The following is a 14,578-nucleotide window of genomic DNA, read 5'->3' as shown; positions in this document are numbered from 1 at the left end:
AAAGCCCGGTTTTCGCCAGGCTTTTTTAATATCATCATGGAGGAATTTACACCCCTAATAACAACCTTGCAGGATCTTCCAGTAATTGTTTTACACGTACCAGGAAGCTTACCGATTCGCGGCCATCAATGATGCGGTGATCATATGACAGGGCCAGGTACATCATCGGGCGTATAACAACTTGTCCGTTTACGGCAACCGGGCGCTCAATAATATTGTGCATCCCTAAAATGGCAGATTGAGGTGAATTTAATATCGGGGTAGACATCATAGAACCAAACACACCACCATTGGTGATTGTGAAAGTACCACCTGTCATTTCTGGTATGGTTAATTTGTTTTCGCGGGCTTTACCGGCCAATACAACAATCGCCTTTTCAATTTCGGCAAGGCTCATGCTATCCGCGTTACGGATAACCGGAACCACCAAGCCTTTAGGAGCCGATACAGCTATAGAGATATCAGCAAAGTTGCTGAAAACAACCTCTTCGCCTTCAATACGGGCACCTACAGAAGGCCAGTCTTTCAACGCCTCGGTAACTGCTTTAGTGAAAAACGACATGAAGCCTAAACCTACACCGTGTTTCTCTTTAAATTTATCTTTGTATTTACCGCGCAGTTCCATGATGGGTTGCATATCCACTTCGTTAAAAGTGGTAAGCATTGCCGTTTCATTTTTAACAGCTACCAAACGTTTGGCTACTGTTTTACGCAGCGAGGTCATTTTCTCGCGTTTTTCGCTTCTCTCGCCGGCCACAACAGGTGCAGCGGCAGGAGCAGCAGCGGCGGCAGGTTTAGCAGCAGGCTGGGCAGGTGCTACCTGAGCACCGAGTGCATCACCTTTGGTAATACGGCCATCAACACCGGTACCGTTTACACCTTTAGGATCAACGCCTTTTTCGGCTAATATTTTTGCGGCAGCAGGTGATGGTGTACCTGATGCATAAGTTACGCCGCCGGCAGCAGCTGAACCACCGCGCGGCGATTCGTCTGTAGCGATAACAATTTGGGGCGTTACTGGAACAGATGCTGGTTTTGCAGCGCCTGCGCCTTCAATAGTACAAACTACTGCACCAATAGGTAATACATCACCTTCTTTGGCTATGGTTTTTAATATTCCGGCTTTTTCGGCAGTCAGTTCAAAGGTTGCTTTGTCTGATTCCAGTTCGGCAATGGCTTCGTCCATTTCAACGGCATCGCCATCTTTTTTAATCCAGCGTGATAAAGTAACCTCGGTGATAGATTCACCAACCGTTGGCACTTTAATTTGTAAAGAGCCACCACCTGTTGCAGGTGCAGGCGTAGCTGCAGGAGCTGCCGCGGCCACCGGGGCCGGAGCCACAACTTCTGGCTGCGGTTGCGCAGCCGGAGCACCGGCGCCTTCTTCAATGTTGCCAACCAGGGCACCAATAGCTAAAGTATCGCCTTCTTTGGCAACTGTTTGTAAAGTACCTGCACGCTCGGCAGTCAATTCAAAAGTAGCCTTGTCCGATTCTAATTCGGCAATAACTTCATCCATTTCCACGTGATCGCCATCCTTTTTTCTCCAGCTTGATAGGGTTACTTCTGTTATCGATTCGCCTACCGGCGGAACTTTGATCGCTAAACTCATATTGTAGTGTTGTAGATTTTATATTTAATAGTTGCGGGTTGCGAGGTTCGCGTTGCGGGTTGTGAGGTTCGGGTGCCGGGCTTTTCTTACCCGCAACACGAAACTCGCAACCCGAAACAGAAATTATCAATCCGCTCCGGCGTCAGCCATTTTTTTTGTTGTTTTTTTTACCGCTTGTTTTACCACTTTACCTGCAGGTGCTTCAAATGCTTTTGAAACAATGTACAACTGCTGGGCGGCATGCTGCTTGGCAAAGCCAGTAGCAGTACTGCTGCCTTCGTTACGTGAAATTACATCCAGGTTAATTACCTTATCGCTATGGAACTTACGGCAAATGTACGGCCATGCACCCATATTCTCAGGCTCTTCCTGTACCCAGATAAACTCAGTAGCCTTATCGTATTTAGCTTTAATCTTCAATATCTGCGTAACCGGTGTTGGATACAATTGCTCAACACGTACAATAGCAACATCATTTCGCTTATCAGCCTGTTGTTTCTCTAACAGATCATAATAAACCTTACCTGTACATAGTAATACGCGTTTTACCTTTTTTGCATCGGCGTAAGTATCATCAAATAGCTCATGGAATTTACCATTGGTAAAATCTTCAATCGGCGATACGCATTTAGGACTGCGCAGTAAGCTTTTTGGTGTAAAGATGATCAGAGGCTTACGGAAATCACGTTGCATCTGTCTTCTTAAAATGTGGAAGAAGTTTGCAGGTGTAGTACAGTTTGCTACCTGGATATTATCATCGGCACAAAGCTCCAGAAAACGCTCTACACGTGCAGAGGAGTGCTCCGGACCCTGGCCTTCATAACCATGAGGCAATAACATCACCAAACCATTACCGCGTTGCCATTTAGTTTCGGCACTGGCAATGTATTGGTCAACAATGATCTGCGCACCGTTAAAAAAGTCGCCAAACTGTGCTTCCCATATCGTAAGCGCGTTAGGGTTTGCTAAAGCATAGCCATATTCAAAACCTAAAACACCATACTCAGATAATAAAGAGTTATAGATGCTCAGTTTTGCATCAGTTTCAATAGTTGCAAGCGGCGTATATTCATCTTCAGATTCGGCCAGGGTTAAAACCGCGTGGCGATGAGAAAATGTTCCGCGTTTTACATCCTCGCCACTTAACCTGATGGGGTAACCATCTTTTAACAAAGTACCGTAGGCCAGTAATTCGCCCATGGCCCAGTCAAATACCCGGGTTTTGTTAACCATGTTGTTGCGGTCTTCAAACAGTTTTTCTATCTTTTTAAAAAACTCCTTGTCGGCCGGCAAAGTTGTTATCTTATTACCTATTTCCAGTAATCTGTCCTCAGGCACTGATGTATCAACTGCTTTAACCAATTCCCGGTGGCTGGCCAAATGCAAACCACTCCATGCACCTTCAAACATGGCGATGGTATCGGTAAACTTATCTTCGGCCTTTGATTCATCCAGCCTTTGCTGCAACTCATCCTTAAAAGTTTTCTCCATTGATTTAAGCACCTCGGCATCAATACTGCCTTCAGTTATCAATTTCTGGTTGTAAATTTTTAACGGATTTGGATGTGCCTCAATAGCCTTGTACAATAATGGCTGGGTAAATTTAGGTTCATCAGCCTCGTTGTGGCCATAACGGCGATAACAAAGGATATCAATAAATACATCCTCGTTAAATATCTGCCTGTACTCCATTGCCAGGTTAACAACATAGGCCAGGGCCTCAACGTCATCGCCATTTACGTGAAATACGGGAGATAAAACAGTTTTTGCCACATCGGTACAATAGGTACTTGAACGGGCATCTTTATAATTTGTGGTAAAACCTATCTGGTTATTAATAACCAGGTGAATGGTGCCGCCGGTGCGGTAGCCATCCAGTTTTTCCATTTGTAAAACTTCGTAAACAATACCCTGGCCTGCAACTGAGGCATCGCCATGGATCAATATTGGGGCTATCTTGGAATGATCGCCGTTGTATTTAAAATCTATTTTTGAACGGGTGATACCTTCAACAACCGGGTCAACCGCCTCTAAGTGTGATGGGTTAGGACACAAGCTTAAGTGTACCTTTTTGCCGTTTGATGTAGTTACATCGGTTGAAAAGCCTAAGTGATATTTAACATCACCACCGAAAGGAGATTCAGAATCAAAGTTTTTACCCTCAAACTCAGAGAATACCTCTTTATAGGTTTTCTCCATAATGTTGGTAAGCACATTTAAACGACCACGGTGAGCCATACCAATAATGAACTCCTCGATACCCAGGTCGGCACCTTTTTTAATAACTGAATCCAGTGACGGGATCAATGCTTCAGCTCCTTCGAGCGAGAAACGTTTTTGCCCCAGGAACTTGGTACCCAAAAAGTTTTCGAAAGTTACAGCCTCGTTCAGCTTATTCAGCATCAGCTTTTTCTCTTCGAGAGTGAATGAAGGCGTATTGCGGTGCTTCTCCATCCTATCCTCAAACCATTTGATTTTGATAGGATTGCGAATGTACCGGTACTCGGCACCAATAGCCTGGCAATAAGTATCTTCTAACAGCTGGCGAATGTCGCGCAGTTTGGCGGCACCTAAACCAACCTCAACACCCGCGTTAAAAACGGTATCCAGGTCGCCCTCGTTCAGGCCAAATGTTTCCAGTTCTTTACCGGGATAGTAGTGACGACGTTCGCGTACGGGATTGGTTTTGGCAAACAGGTGCCCGCGTGAGCGGTACCCGTGAATCATGTTAAGCACATTGATCTCTTTTAAAAAGTGATCATGTGTTTCCTCACCAATTGCCGGCGCTGCCGATGCTGCAACCTTTCCGGTTGCGTTGGTATTTATATTAAATTCAAAACCTTCGAAAAACTTTTGCCATCCATAATCTACCGATTCGGGGTCCTGTTTGTAGGCTTCGTATAGGGAATTGATGTAGTCTGCGTTGCCGCTATTGATATAATTTAGACGATCCATGTGAAAATGATCTTTAAAACGGTACAAAAGTAAGCATATAGGCTTATATACTTCACAATTAATTGTAAAGAAATTTGGTTGATTTTAATCCTGATTTAATGATATACAGGGGATTTGAAGGATAAAATACTGCTTATTATTCTTAAAAGGGGTATAACGATGTACGTACCGCTTTAGAAGATGATGGAAATTTACTCGCGCGAGAGGTTATGATAGCGTGAGGGCTGATGGTTTAAGTTTTTGGCTTAACTCAGCTAAAAGCTGAAACTCTCCCTTATGGTTATTACAAAGAGTATTATTATTTTTGGATAGCATGAATACCGATTTGAACGTAAATGACATCTTATTGCAAGTGAAGCGCCTTGATAAGGAAGCTCAGCTAAGTCTATTAAAAAAACTTGCGTTATTGATTCGTAAGTCTGAATCCAAAGAAAAGAAAATTAAGCTATCTTCAATCTCGGGAGTAGGCTCTTCTTTATGGAGTAAAACAGATATTGATGAATACGTAGATCTGGAAAGACAGTGGTAATAACTGATTTTTATCAAAAGTGTATTTTTCTGGATACAGCTAATCTATTTTATTGAAGGCCATTTAGCCTAAATTATTCCAATTCCACAAGATCATCTCATACCGGCTACAAATGAAGAACGAAGCACGAACTATTTAAGCTTAGATATAACATTTTCCTTTTCTAATTTTTCTTTAAAAAGCTTATTGATTTGAATGAACTTCTCCCGCTCGCTGGGAACTTCTTTCACTTTATATATTTCTCCATAGAAATGAATCCTAATCCAAAAAAAAGGGTTATCAGTCCAATAAGTAATTAATACAGTTTCTTTCAAAATTTCAGATATGTAAATGGCGAAGTCAATTTCTTTTAACTCGGCCATTAAGTCATCCCTTTTATATACGGATAATCGTGTAGCAAAATCTCCATCCAAATAATCGACATCAATATTTACCTCACCACCAAGGCCTAAATCATAAATATTACCTATTGAATTGACGCTAATATTTAAAAAATCAGCAACCACCTTCTTGAGTCGATCTTCCGAATATTTCTTTCTTATCAATATATCATAGCTCATTACAGTGCAATTTTATTATATACTTCACTCCCGCGAGGTTATAACTCGTGGGGGCGCATGGTTTAAGCCTCCGGCTTAACTCAGCTAAAAGCTGAAACCATACAACCCACGAGCTAATAAGCTCGCGGGAGCTGAAAAAAACGTCATTGCGAGGAGGAACGAAGAAGCAATCCCCAACTATACAGGGCGAAATTGCAAGTGCACCTGCTTATTGGGGATTGCTTCGTTCCTCGCAATGACGATTCAATAAATCATGTCATAACTGTTTTTTTCAGGTATACCTTGATGTATACTCGCAATTACATGGTTGTTGGGTTAACACTAATACTTTATTACTATTTTTCCACGATTACCCTGGTAGATGCAATGGACATGGCTTTGTAGCAAGCCTTTCGCTTTCTGTTCTTGAATATTTTACACCCCCACCAGATCACTGGCTTCATCTTTGGGTGATGATTGCCAGGTGTTCACAAAATCACTTTTGGCTTCCAGGTCTTTTTGTGGCATGGAGGCTATGGCGTATTTGCTTTCTTTAGCATCGTTTACGCCGGCTACAAAGGCCCAGTTGCCCCAGTTGCTGGCGGGCGAATAATCAATCAGTTTTTCTTCAAAATAAGCGGCGCCTTTTGTCCAGTCGGCCTTAAGGTCATGCACCAGGTAACTTGCTACAATTTGCCTGCATTGGTTGCAGATGTAGCCTGTAGCATTCAATTCGTGCATACATGCATCAATATAAGGTACGCCAGTTTTACCTGCCGCCCATTTCAAAAAACCTTCTTCGTTTGCTGTTGAAACAATTCCTTCTTCTTCGGTTTTTTGGGTTTTTATAAATTTTTGCCCATGTTTTTTAAACATGAACCTGAAATAATCCCGCCACAACAATTCCAGCTTCAGCATAGCACCCGGCGCATTGCCTTCCTGGTTCTGTTTAAATATTTCCCAATATACCTGCCTCAAGGATATACAGCCAATTGCTATCCACGGCGACAATTTTGACGAATTATTGATGTTACCATTGCGCCCTTTTGATTTAACTGCAGGAGCTATCTTTAAAAAGTATTCTTTTAATTGTATCAACGCTGCCGTTTCGCCCCCCTGAAAATAATTGACAGCCCGCATATCATCCACAGGTTCGGTTAACCCTAATTGCTGCAGGGTGGGCAACTCCCCTGCCTCTGTAATTTCGGGGGTATAAATATGGTCGGGCGTTGGCACACATGGGCGTACATCGCTATCGCGCTCCACCTTCTTTTTAAATACAGCAAAACTATCCGGAATATCTTTTATAGGAAAAGGAAGATCTTCTTTATGATACAAGGTATGCCCTATAAAATGCTTCAGGTTGAGCCTCATTTTCCATAAAGCCGCCTCTACCTCTTCAGATATGGTGGTTTCTTCATGAGCTACCTCACGGTGGTGGTAAACTTCGTTCACCTGGTATTGAGCCGCAAGTTGTGGAATTATTTCGGAAGGGTTCCCTATCCTGATGATGAGTTCGGCGCCGTAGGCCTGCAGGTTTTTGCGCAGATCGGCAACGGCTTCTAACAGGAACCGGGCCCTGAAGCTCCCGGTTTTAAAATTTCCAGATGCCGTTTGCTGAAAATAATAGGGATCAAAACAATATACCGGCAGTACTTTATCTGCCTTGCGTACGGCTTCTAACAATATTTCGTTATCATGTATTCGCAAGTCATTTCTAAACCAAACCAGTATCGTTTTATCGCTCATAGTTAAACAGGGAGTTAACTGTTTTTATGCAGACCACAAATTTGCAATTTATTTGCTGTTTCTACGCATTTCACCTCAATATTTGACATCTTCTCAACATTTTTGCCGCTTTTTGAGCCAATTGAAAGGCCTTTTATAAGCAAAGCATATTTTATGAGTTAATTTTTTTGCAGAATAATGGATAAATATAAACTATCTGCACCATTAATCAGGAAGCATCATCACAAAATGCCAGATAAGTTGAATAAGAACTTACTTATCCGTTTTGATATTTGCTTTAATAACAGAATCTTTTTGAGCGTTTGTAAGCTTGTAATTAAAGTGAAAAAGCGCTCCTTCAAAATCACCGTACGATGGATTAGGAATTACAATATACCTGCTGCCAAACTCCTTTTCCAGCTTTCGCGTTGTGGCCACCCGGCTATCTTCGGATGGGGGGTTATCATATAACATATCAAAATCGGGCAGGTTATCACCGCAAAGCAGCAGAATGTTATGCGTTTTTAACACATTAAGCCTGCGGGCCTCTTTGCTTGATGTTGTTGTTTTTAATTGCAGATGCTCATCATCGGCATTGGGTAAACCGTATAGCCGCAGGTTTTTCAAAGTTGTGGCCCGCTCTGCCTCGTTACGGTTGGTAATGTAAAATATAGTTATGCCTTTTGAAGCCGCGTATTTAAAAAAAGCAGGTGCACCGGGTACGGTATCGGCTATGGCTTTATCCGTCCACCCTTTCCAGGTGGCATCGGTATAATCCAGGTTTTGCAATGCCCTGCTGGCATCGTAAGGACTATTATCAAGCAAAGTTTCGTCAATATCAGTAACAATGGCCCATGGTTTACTACCGGGATTCTTTACCCCTTCATCAACCCGCAGCTTAGCAATATTATACGCCTGGAAACACAAGGCTTTATACTCCGCCGCCCTTTGCTGCCAGATGGATGCCCATGCTTTACCACCATTGGTGATAGATGTTGCATTGCCGGTTGCAACGTTTTTTGTTGACGCGCAGGCTGTGAACAGCAAGAGTACGGGTAGTATATAGCTTTTTTTCATGGATAGGTGATGATGGCGGCAGAACTACTTTTATTTTTTGTCATCCTGAACGCAGTGAAGGATCTAATCGCAGACTTTACAGGGCGAAGAAGCATGGTGAATAATAGATGCTTCACTATGTTCAGCATGACAAAAAGATTATTCTTCTTACAGCAGCTCCGGCTTAATTTTATCTGTAAACTCTTTTGCAAATTTATTCAGTTTTGGCTGAATAACAAATGCACAGTATGACTGGCCGGGATTATCGTTAAAATAATTCTGATGATAGGCTTCCGCTTTGTAAAACTCGCTGGCCGGCGTAATTTCCGTAACAATAGGGCTATCGAAAACCTTTTCATCTGTTAAGGTTTTGATCATGGCTTCGGCCGCAGCCTTTTGCTCATCGGTAGTATAAAATATGGCCGACCGGTATTGCGTACCTACATCATTACCCTGGCGGTTAAGCGTTGTTGGGTTATGGGTTTTAAAGAAAACCAGCAACAATTCATCCAGCGATAATACATCGGCATCATACTCCAGTGCGATCACTTCGGCATGGCCAGTGGTACCAGTACAAACATCTTTATAGGTTGGATTATCTACATGGCCGCCCATGTAACCCGAGGTTACTGACAGCACTCCTTTTAATGATTGAAATATGGCTTCGGTGCACCAAAAGCAACCGTTACCAAAAGTTATTCTTTGAATATTTGAAGGCATTATTTTAATTTTTATATAATGCGAATTTACGGCTTACAGCAATGCTTATTTTCATAATAGTGTAAGCATTCATTGGGTAGCAGAATGCCCGATATTTAACCTATCCCACCATTTCTCTTTCAAATATCTCTTCTACCATCGCAATCTGCTCTGCATAGATCGATTTTTTCCGGGTACCAAAGTACAGGGTATTTTCTATCATGTTATATCCCTCCCAAAGCAGTTTAATGTTGCCGGTATCACGTTCTTTTTTCGACAGAAAATCGGGAATCACGGCAATCCCCGTCCCTCCGCTCAGGCAGCGAATAATAGAGCCCATATTGGGGACTATAAAATTGGGTTTAAAATCGGGACGTTTACCAAAGTTGATATGCCAGAAACGACGCAGGTGTTCCATATCGCCAGATGAGCCATACCAGGTTTGTGCCTTAAGCCACGCCTGTATCCGGGGCAGGTCTTTTGTTTTAAGCAGATCTTTAAACCCCGCAATATCCGTTTGCGCCCCGGCTAAAACCACTATTCTCTCTTTAAAAAAGGGTTTATACTCCAGGCCCTTATAATCTCCTTTTTGCGGGGTGATGATCATGTCTAATATCCCGCTGTCCAGGTCGGCCAGCATCTGGGGGTATTCGCCAAATTTAATGATCACGTTAAAGGGTAATGTAGGCAGGTAGGATTCCAGCGTAAACTGAAAAGTTTCAAGGCACATCCCTATGCTGATGGTGGGGATATCCTTTTCGGTGCTTTTATGAAAGTGCCGCTCGGCTTCTTCCAGTTTACATATAGACTCCTGTATGTAGTTGTATAGTATTTTTCCACGCTCGGTTGATACCATTTTGCGCGAGGTACGATCAAACAATTTATAACCCACATAGCTTTCCAGCGAACTCAGGTGCAGGCTTACACCGGGTTGCGAAATAAACAAGGCTTCGGCGGCGCCGGTTAGCGATCCGGTTTCATATATAGCCTTAAACGTGCGGAACCATTCAAAATTCACCATTGCTATCTATCATAATTATGATACAAAGATATGATTTATGTTATTTTAATAGTAGCAACAGAGCCCGTAATTTTGATAAAAAATAAAAAGAGATAAAATGAAAAACATATTTGTAATAAACGGAGGACAGATTTTTGGTCATTCGGGAGGCCGTTTTAATAAAACATTGCTGGATGCCACCGTAAAATATTTTGAAGAACAACCGGGATTCGAGATCCGTTCAACCGATGTTAATGATGACTATGATCCTAAACAGGAAGTTGAAAACTATAAATGGGCCGATGTAATTATTTACCATACCCCCATTTGGTGGTTTCAGTTGCCGCACGGTTTCAAAAAATACATAGACGAGGTTTTTACAGAAGGCTATCAGAATGGCATTTATAGAAGCGATGGGCGTAACGCTGCCAACCCGGCCATTAATTATGGTACCGGTGGCTTGATGCATGGCAAAAAGTATATGTTAACTACTTCATGGAACGCTCCCACTACCGCATTTACCCTACCCGGCGAATTCTTTAATGAGCATAGCGTTGATGAAGGTCCGTTATTCGGTTTTCACCGCATGAATGCTTTTACGGGTATGGAACCATTGCCGGGCATTCATTTTCATGACGTGGAAAAAAATGCCGACATCCCCAAAGACCTCCAACGTTATCACTTACATTTGAACAATTTATTTATCCAAAACAACCATCAGTATGAAGATTTACTTAACAGCGTTAGTGAAATCTAAACCGGGTTTTACTGAAGAAATAAAAGGATACCTCGACGCACTGGTAGCCGGATCAATCAAAGAGGAGGCTTGTTTGCAATATGAGCTATACCAATCAACCGAAGATGAAACGCAATTCATTTTTCACGAAACCTGGGCCAGCCAGGAAGGGTTGGATATACATGCTAAACAGCCACATATTAAGCTGTTTATTGAGCAGGTTTCGCCTATTTTAGATGGCGAACTTACCATTTATAAAACCGACCGGGTTAGCTAAAAATAAAGGGACGGTAAATTCATATAGAGAATAAGCACTGTTCAATACAACCCTCAATAATATAATCATTCAGTATTATATTATTGAGGGATTGTTATATTTGCGCTGAACGATACCCCCTTATCATGCAAAAACTAACCAAACTCATTTATAATAAACCTTTTGTTTTTTCCTTATGGTTTGGCCTGAGTTTTCTTATCGTTCTTCGGGAGCTTTTAAATCACCAGGGGTTTAATAACTATACTATTTTTAAATACAATTTTTTAAATACCATCCATCAGCATAATTTATATGCTTACCAGCCAGAGCATTATTATGATCTGAATCATTACGGCCCTATATTTTCAATAATATTTGCCCCATTTACCTTTATGCCCGATAGCATTGGCATTATACTATGGGTAATGTTTAATGCCTTTATACTATTTAAAGCTATCCAGCTATTGCCGTTAAAAGAAAATCAATACCTTATTGTTTTGCTGATATGCGCTCATGAATTAATGACGGCATCTGCCAGCGTGCAAAGCAACCCCATGATAGCCGGCTTTATTATTTTGAGCTTTAATTTCATCAAGCGAAAACAAGATTTTTGGGCTGCCTTAATGATAGCGCTTGGCACATTTATAAAACTGTATGGAATAGTTGGCCTGGCATTCTTTTTCTTCTCTGATAACAAACTAAAATTTATTGCAAGCTTTATTTTTTGGTCTGCAGTGCTGTTTGTGCTGCCGATGCTGATTTCTTCACCATCATTTATCATTCAAACTTATCATGACTGGTATATTGATATCATGGATAAAAATTTAGCAAATGAAAATTCAGTGATGCAGGATATTTGCGTGATGGGCTTTTTGCGCAAAATCCTCAACTACCCTAATCTCAAAAACACTGTAGTAATTATTCCTGCAATAGTAATTTTTGGCATTTCGTATCTAAGAATAAATTGTTTCAAGTCAACACCATATCAATTACTTATACTCGCTTCTGCCTTAATTTTCGCGATTATTTTTAGTAGCGGCTCCGAGTCACCTACCTATATCATCGCGTTTGCCGGGGTTGCCATCTGGTACATGAATTTAAACCGGCCCGTTACCCGTTTAGAGATATTTTTACTGGTAGCGGCACTCATCTTAACCAGCCTTTCCCCGTCTGATCTTTTTCCGAAATCCATCAGGGAAAATTATGTTATTCCGTATAAATTAAAGGCTTTACCCTGCCTTTTAATCTGGCTTAAAATCATTTACGAAACCATCACCAGGAATTTCGTAAATCCTAAACCGCTACAGGTTACCTAATTACCATAGCTAATTATTATGCTGCCTGGGTAACTTTCAGTTTGCAGTACAAAATTCCTACAGTTTTAATGTTTACAATGCACTATCTGTAATCAAAATAATACATAAATTGCAGTTTTGTAATAAAAAATTTACATTTATGCAGTAATTTTGATTGGAATTTATAATGACCGTTTAGGCATAGAAACACCGTTTAATCAGGCATTATCCAACAGACATTGAATTTGAAAATACCGATAAAGTAATAATTGAAAAAAGCCAACCTGCTACGCCTAAAACAATTTATATTATATGAACCCCCTTTCTAAAAAGAAAATTTCTATTATTATTCCGTCTCACAACGAGCAGAATAATATAGGTTTTCTTATCCAGGCCCTCAACAAAACCTTAACTGCCACCGACTACGACTTTGAATTAATTTTTGTTGACGATGGAAGCAGCGACAACACACTGAACGAAATAAAATTCAACACCGCAGTATATACTAATGTTTTTTACATAGAACTTTCAAAAAACTTTGGAAAAGACAATGCCCTTAAAGCCGGAATTACTATGGCTACCGGCGATGCAATAGTAACCATGGATGCCGATATGCAGCACCCCCCTAATTTGATACTAAAAATGCTGGAGTATTGGGAAAATGGCTATGACATTGTTTACACCTACAGGCAAAACGCAAACCCACATGTTAAGATCCATCAAAAAGTTACCTCCAATCTTTTTTATAAAGGGATCAATATGCTATCGGACATTAAACTTGAAAATGGGACTGCCGATTTCAGGTTAATGGATGAAAGGGTTGTTAAACAATTAAAGCTTATTGATGAGTATGAGCTTTTTTTACGTGGCATCATCAAGTGGGCCGGCTTTAAGCAAATTGGCATCCCATATACCCCATCAAAAAGACATACCGGCGAGGTTAGCTATTCATTTGCTAAATTATTAATGCTCGCCGTAAGGAGTATTATGGCTTTTAGCGCCAGGCCACTATACCTTATGACCACTATTGGCATAAGCGTTTCGTTATTGGCTATTTTATATATCCCCTATGTATTAATAAGTTATGCTGCTGGCTATGCCGTTTCGGGATGGGCTTCAATAATAGCTACAATTGCTTTTTTTGGCGGTCTACAGCTCCTTGTACTAAGCATCATAGGCATATATGTAGCTAAAATATTCATGCAATCAAAGGGGCGCCCCAACTATCTTATTCGGTCATCTAATCTTTTAACTGTAAATAATGATCTTGTTAGGGTTTGATATCGAGGAATTTGACCTGCCATTAGAATATAGTAAGCCAATATCTTTCGATGAGCAATTATCAATTTCGACCAATGGCACTTACATTATTTTAGATTTATTAAGATCAGCCAAAGTTAAAGCTACTTTTTTTTGCACCGCCAATTATGCAGATCATAAACCGGAGGTTATTCAACAAATTGTAAGCGAAGGCCATGAAATAGCATCGCATAGCTATTACCATTCCGATTTTAAAACAGCGCATCTAAAACAGTCAAAAACACGACTTGAAGAGATCTCGGGCAGCCCGGTAAGCGGCTTTAGGATGGCCAGGATGATGCCGGTTGATGAACGGGAAATAGAAAAAGCAGGGTACACCTACAATTCATCCCTCAACCCAACATGGATCCCCGGGCGATATAATAATTTCAACAAGCCCCGAAGCTGGTTTTATGATCAAAATGTGTTACAGATCCCGGCATCGGTATCACCACTGATCCGCTTTCCGCTTTTTTGGCTTAGCTTTCATAATTTGCCGCTGGCGGTACTAAAGTGGCTCAGCAAAATTACCCATGCCAAAGATGGCTATCTCAACCTGTATTTTCATCCCTGGGAATTTACCGATCTCACTGATGAAAGATTCGGCTTACCAAAATACATTACCAACAACTCGGGGCAGGCAATGGCAAAAAGATTAGCAGATTTTATCCTCTGGGGTCAATCTAAAGGCTATGAATTTATGCGCACTGATGAGTTTGTAAAATCAATCGATAAAAGAAAACTAAAGCTGGTTGTTTAAATTATAGGTGGCAAAATTTATCTGCGTTTTTTAATACCCTCCTAACAAACTACTGTGTGTACACATCTTTAACAATTGTTTTAAAGTATTGCAAGGCTAAAAGATGGGTTCACA

At 41.1% G+C, this 14,578-nt stretch carries 13 protein-coding genes; 6 read left to right on the top strand and 7 right to left on the bottom strand.

Annotated features, from left to right (window positions below):
* Positions 1 to 46: 46 nt before the first annotated feature.
* Positions 47 to 1,612 carry a 2-oxoglutarate dehydrogenase complex dihydrolipoyllysine-residue succinyltransferase gene (gene odhB / locus AC1D0K_RS20665; protein ID WP_477391562.1) on the bottom strand — a complete coding sequence of 522 codons (1,566 nt, stop codon included), beginning with the start codon at positions 1,610 to 1,612 and terminating at the stop codon, positions 47 to 49.
* 126 nt (positions 1,613 to 1,738) lie between these two features.
* Positions 1,739 to 4,567 carry a 2-oxoglutarate dehydrogenase E1 component gene (locus tag AC1D0K_RS20660; RefSeq protein WP_477391563.1) on the bottom strand — a complete coding sequence of 943 codons (2,829 nt, stop codon included), beginning with the start codon at positions 4,565 to 4,567 and terminating at the stop codon, positions 1,739 to 1,741.
* A gap of 313 nt (positions 4,568 to 4,880) precedes the next feature.
* Between AC1D0K_RS20660 and AC1D0K_RS20655 the strand changes: the two genes are divergently transcribed.
* Positions 4,881 to 5,096 carry a hypothetical protein gene (locus tag AC1D0K_RS20655; RefSeq protein ID WP_477391564.1) on the top strand — a complete coding sequence of 72 codons (216 nt, stop codon included), beginning with the start codon at positions 4,881 to 4,883 and terminating at the stop codon, positions 5,094 to 5,096.
* 131 nt (positions 5,097 to 5,227) lie between these two features.
* Here the strand turns inward: AC1D0K_RS20655 and AC1D0K_RS20650 are convergent, their stop codons facing one another.
* The 5 genes from AC1D0K_RS20650 to AC1D0K_RS20630 form a co-directional block, all read right to left on the bottom strand.
* A complete protein-coding gene (locus AC1D0K_RS20650) occupies positions 5,228 to 5,656 on the bottom strand; it encodes a hypothetical protein (protein ID WP_477391565.1) in 429 nt (142 codons plus the stop codon).
* Positions 5,657 to 6,070: 414 nt separating this feature from the next.
* Entirely contained in the window at positions 6,071 to 7,384 is a 1,314-nt protein-coding gene (locus AC1D0K_RS20645; protein ID WP_477391566.1) for a DASH family cryptochrome, read from the bottom strand.
* Positions 7,385 to 7,636: 252 nt separating this feature from the next.
* Positions 7,637 to 8,440, bottom strand: a complete 804-nt coding sequence (locus tag AC1D0K_RS20640; protein WP_477391567.1) for a 5'-nucleotidase, lipoprotein e(P4) family — start codon at positions 8,438 to 8,440, stop codon at positions 7,637 to 7,639.
* A 147-nt stretch (positions 8,441 to 8,587) separates the two neighbouring features.
* The gene (msrA, locus tag AC1D0K_RS20635; RefSeq protein ID WP_477391568.1) at positions 8,588 to 9,139 is read right to left on the bottom strand and encodes a peptide-methionine (S)-S-oxide reductase MsrA; all 552 of its coding nucleotides are present in this window, start codon (positions 9,137 to 9,139) and stop codon (positions 8,588 to 8,590) included.
* A 100-nt stretch (positions 9,140 to 9,239) separates the two neighbouring features.
* Positions 9,240 to 10,139 carry a LysR family transcriptional regulator gene (locus tag AC1D0K_RS20630; RefSeq protein ID WP_477391569.1) on the bottom strand — a complete coding sequence of 300 codons (900 nt, stop codon included), beginning with the start codon at positions 10,137 to 10,139 and terminating at the stop codon, positions 9,240 to 9,242.
* A gap of 97 nt (positions 10,140 to 10,236) precedes the next feature.
* On the opposite strand from AC1D0K_RS20630, the gene AC1D0K_RS20625 reads away from it, so the two are divergent.
* The 5 genes from AC1D0K_RS20625 (at position 10,237) to AC1D0K_RS20605 (ending at position 14,464) form a co-directional block, all read left to right on the top strand.
* Positions 10,237 to 10,875, top strand: coding sequence for an NAD(P)H-dependent oxidoreductase (locus tag AC1D0K_RS20625; RefSeq protein ID WP_477391570.1), 639 nt, complete (start codon positions 10,237 to 10,239; stop codon positions 10,873 to 10,875).
* A complete protein-coding gene (locus tag AC1D0K_RS20620; RefSeq protein ID WP_477442928.1) occupies positions 10,841 to 11,131 on the top strand; it encodes a putative quinol monooxygenase in 291 nt (96 codons plus the stop codon). Before AC1D0K_RS20625 ends, AC1D0K_RS20620 begins: the two co-directional genes overlap by 35 nt.
* A 125-nt stretch (positions 11,132 to 11,256) precedes the next feature.
* Complete coding sequence (locus AC1D0K_RS20615) at positions 11,257 to 12,426, top strand: glycosyltransferase family 87 protein (protein WP_477391572.1); 1,170 nt, start codon at positions 11,257 to 11,259, stop codon at positions 12,424 to 12,426.
* 291 nt (positions 12,427 to 12,717) lie between these two features.
* Positions 12,718 to 13,686 (top strand): glycosyltransferase family 2 protein, encoded by a 969-nt coding sequence (locus tag AC1D0K_RS20610; RefSeq protein WP_477391573.1) that lies wholly within the window; start codon positions 12,718 to 12,720, stop codon positions 13,684 to 13,686.
* The gene (locus AC1D0K_RS20605; protein ID WP_477391574.1) at positions 13,667 to 14,464 is read left to right on the top strand and encodes a polysaccharide deacetylase family protein; all 798 of its coding nucleotides are present in this window, start codon (positions 13,667 to 13,669) and stop codon (positions 14,462 to 14,464) included. Before AC1D0K_RS20610 ends, AC1D0K_RS20605 begins: the two co-directional genes overlap by 20 nt.
* The last annotated feature ends 114 nt before the right edge of the window (positions 14,465 to 14,578 follow it).

Source organism: Mucilaginibacter sp. P1_A3, from assembly GCF_056406855.1.
The sequence above is the reverse complement of the archived record's forward strand: the minus strand, read 5'-3'. Positions and strand labels throughout refer to the sequence as shown.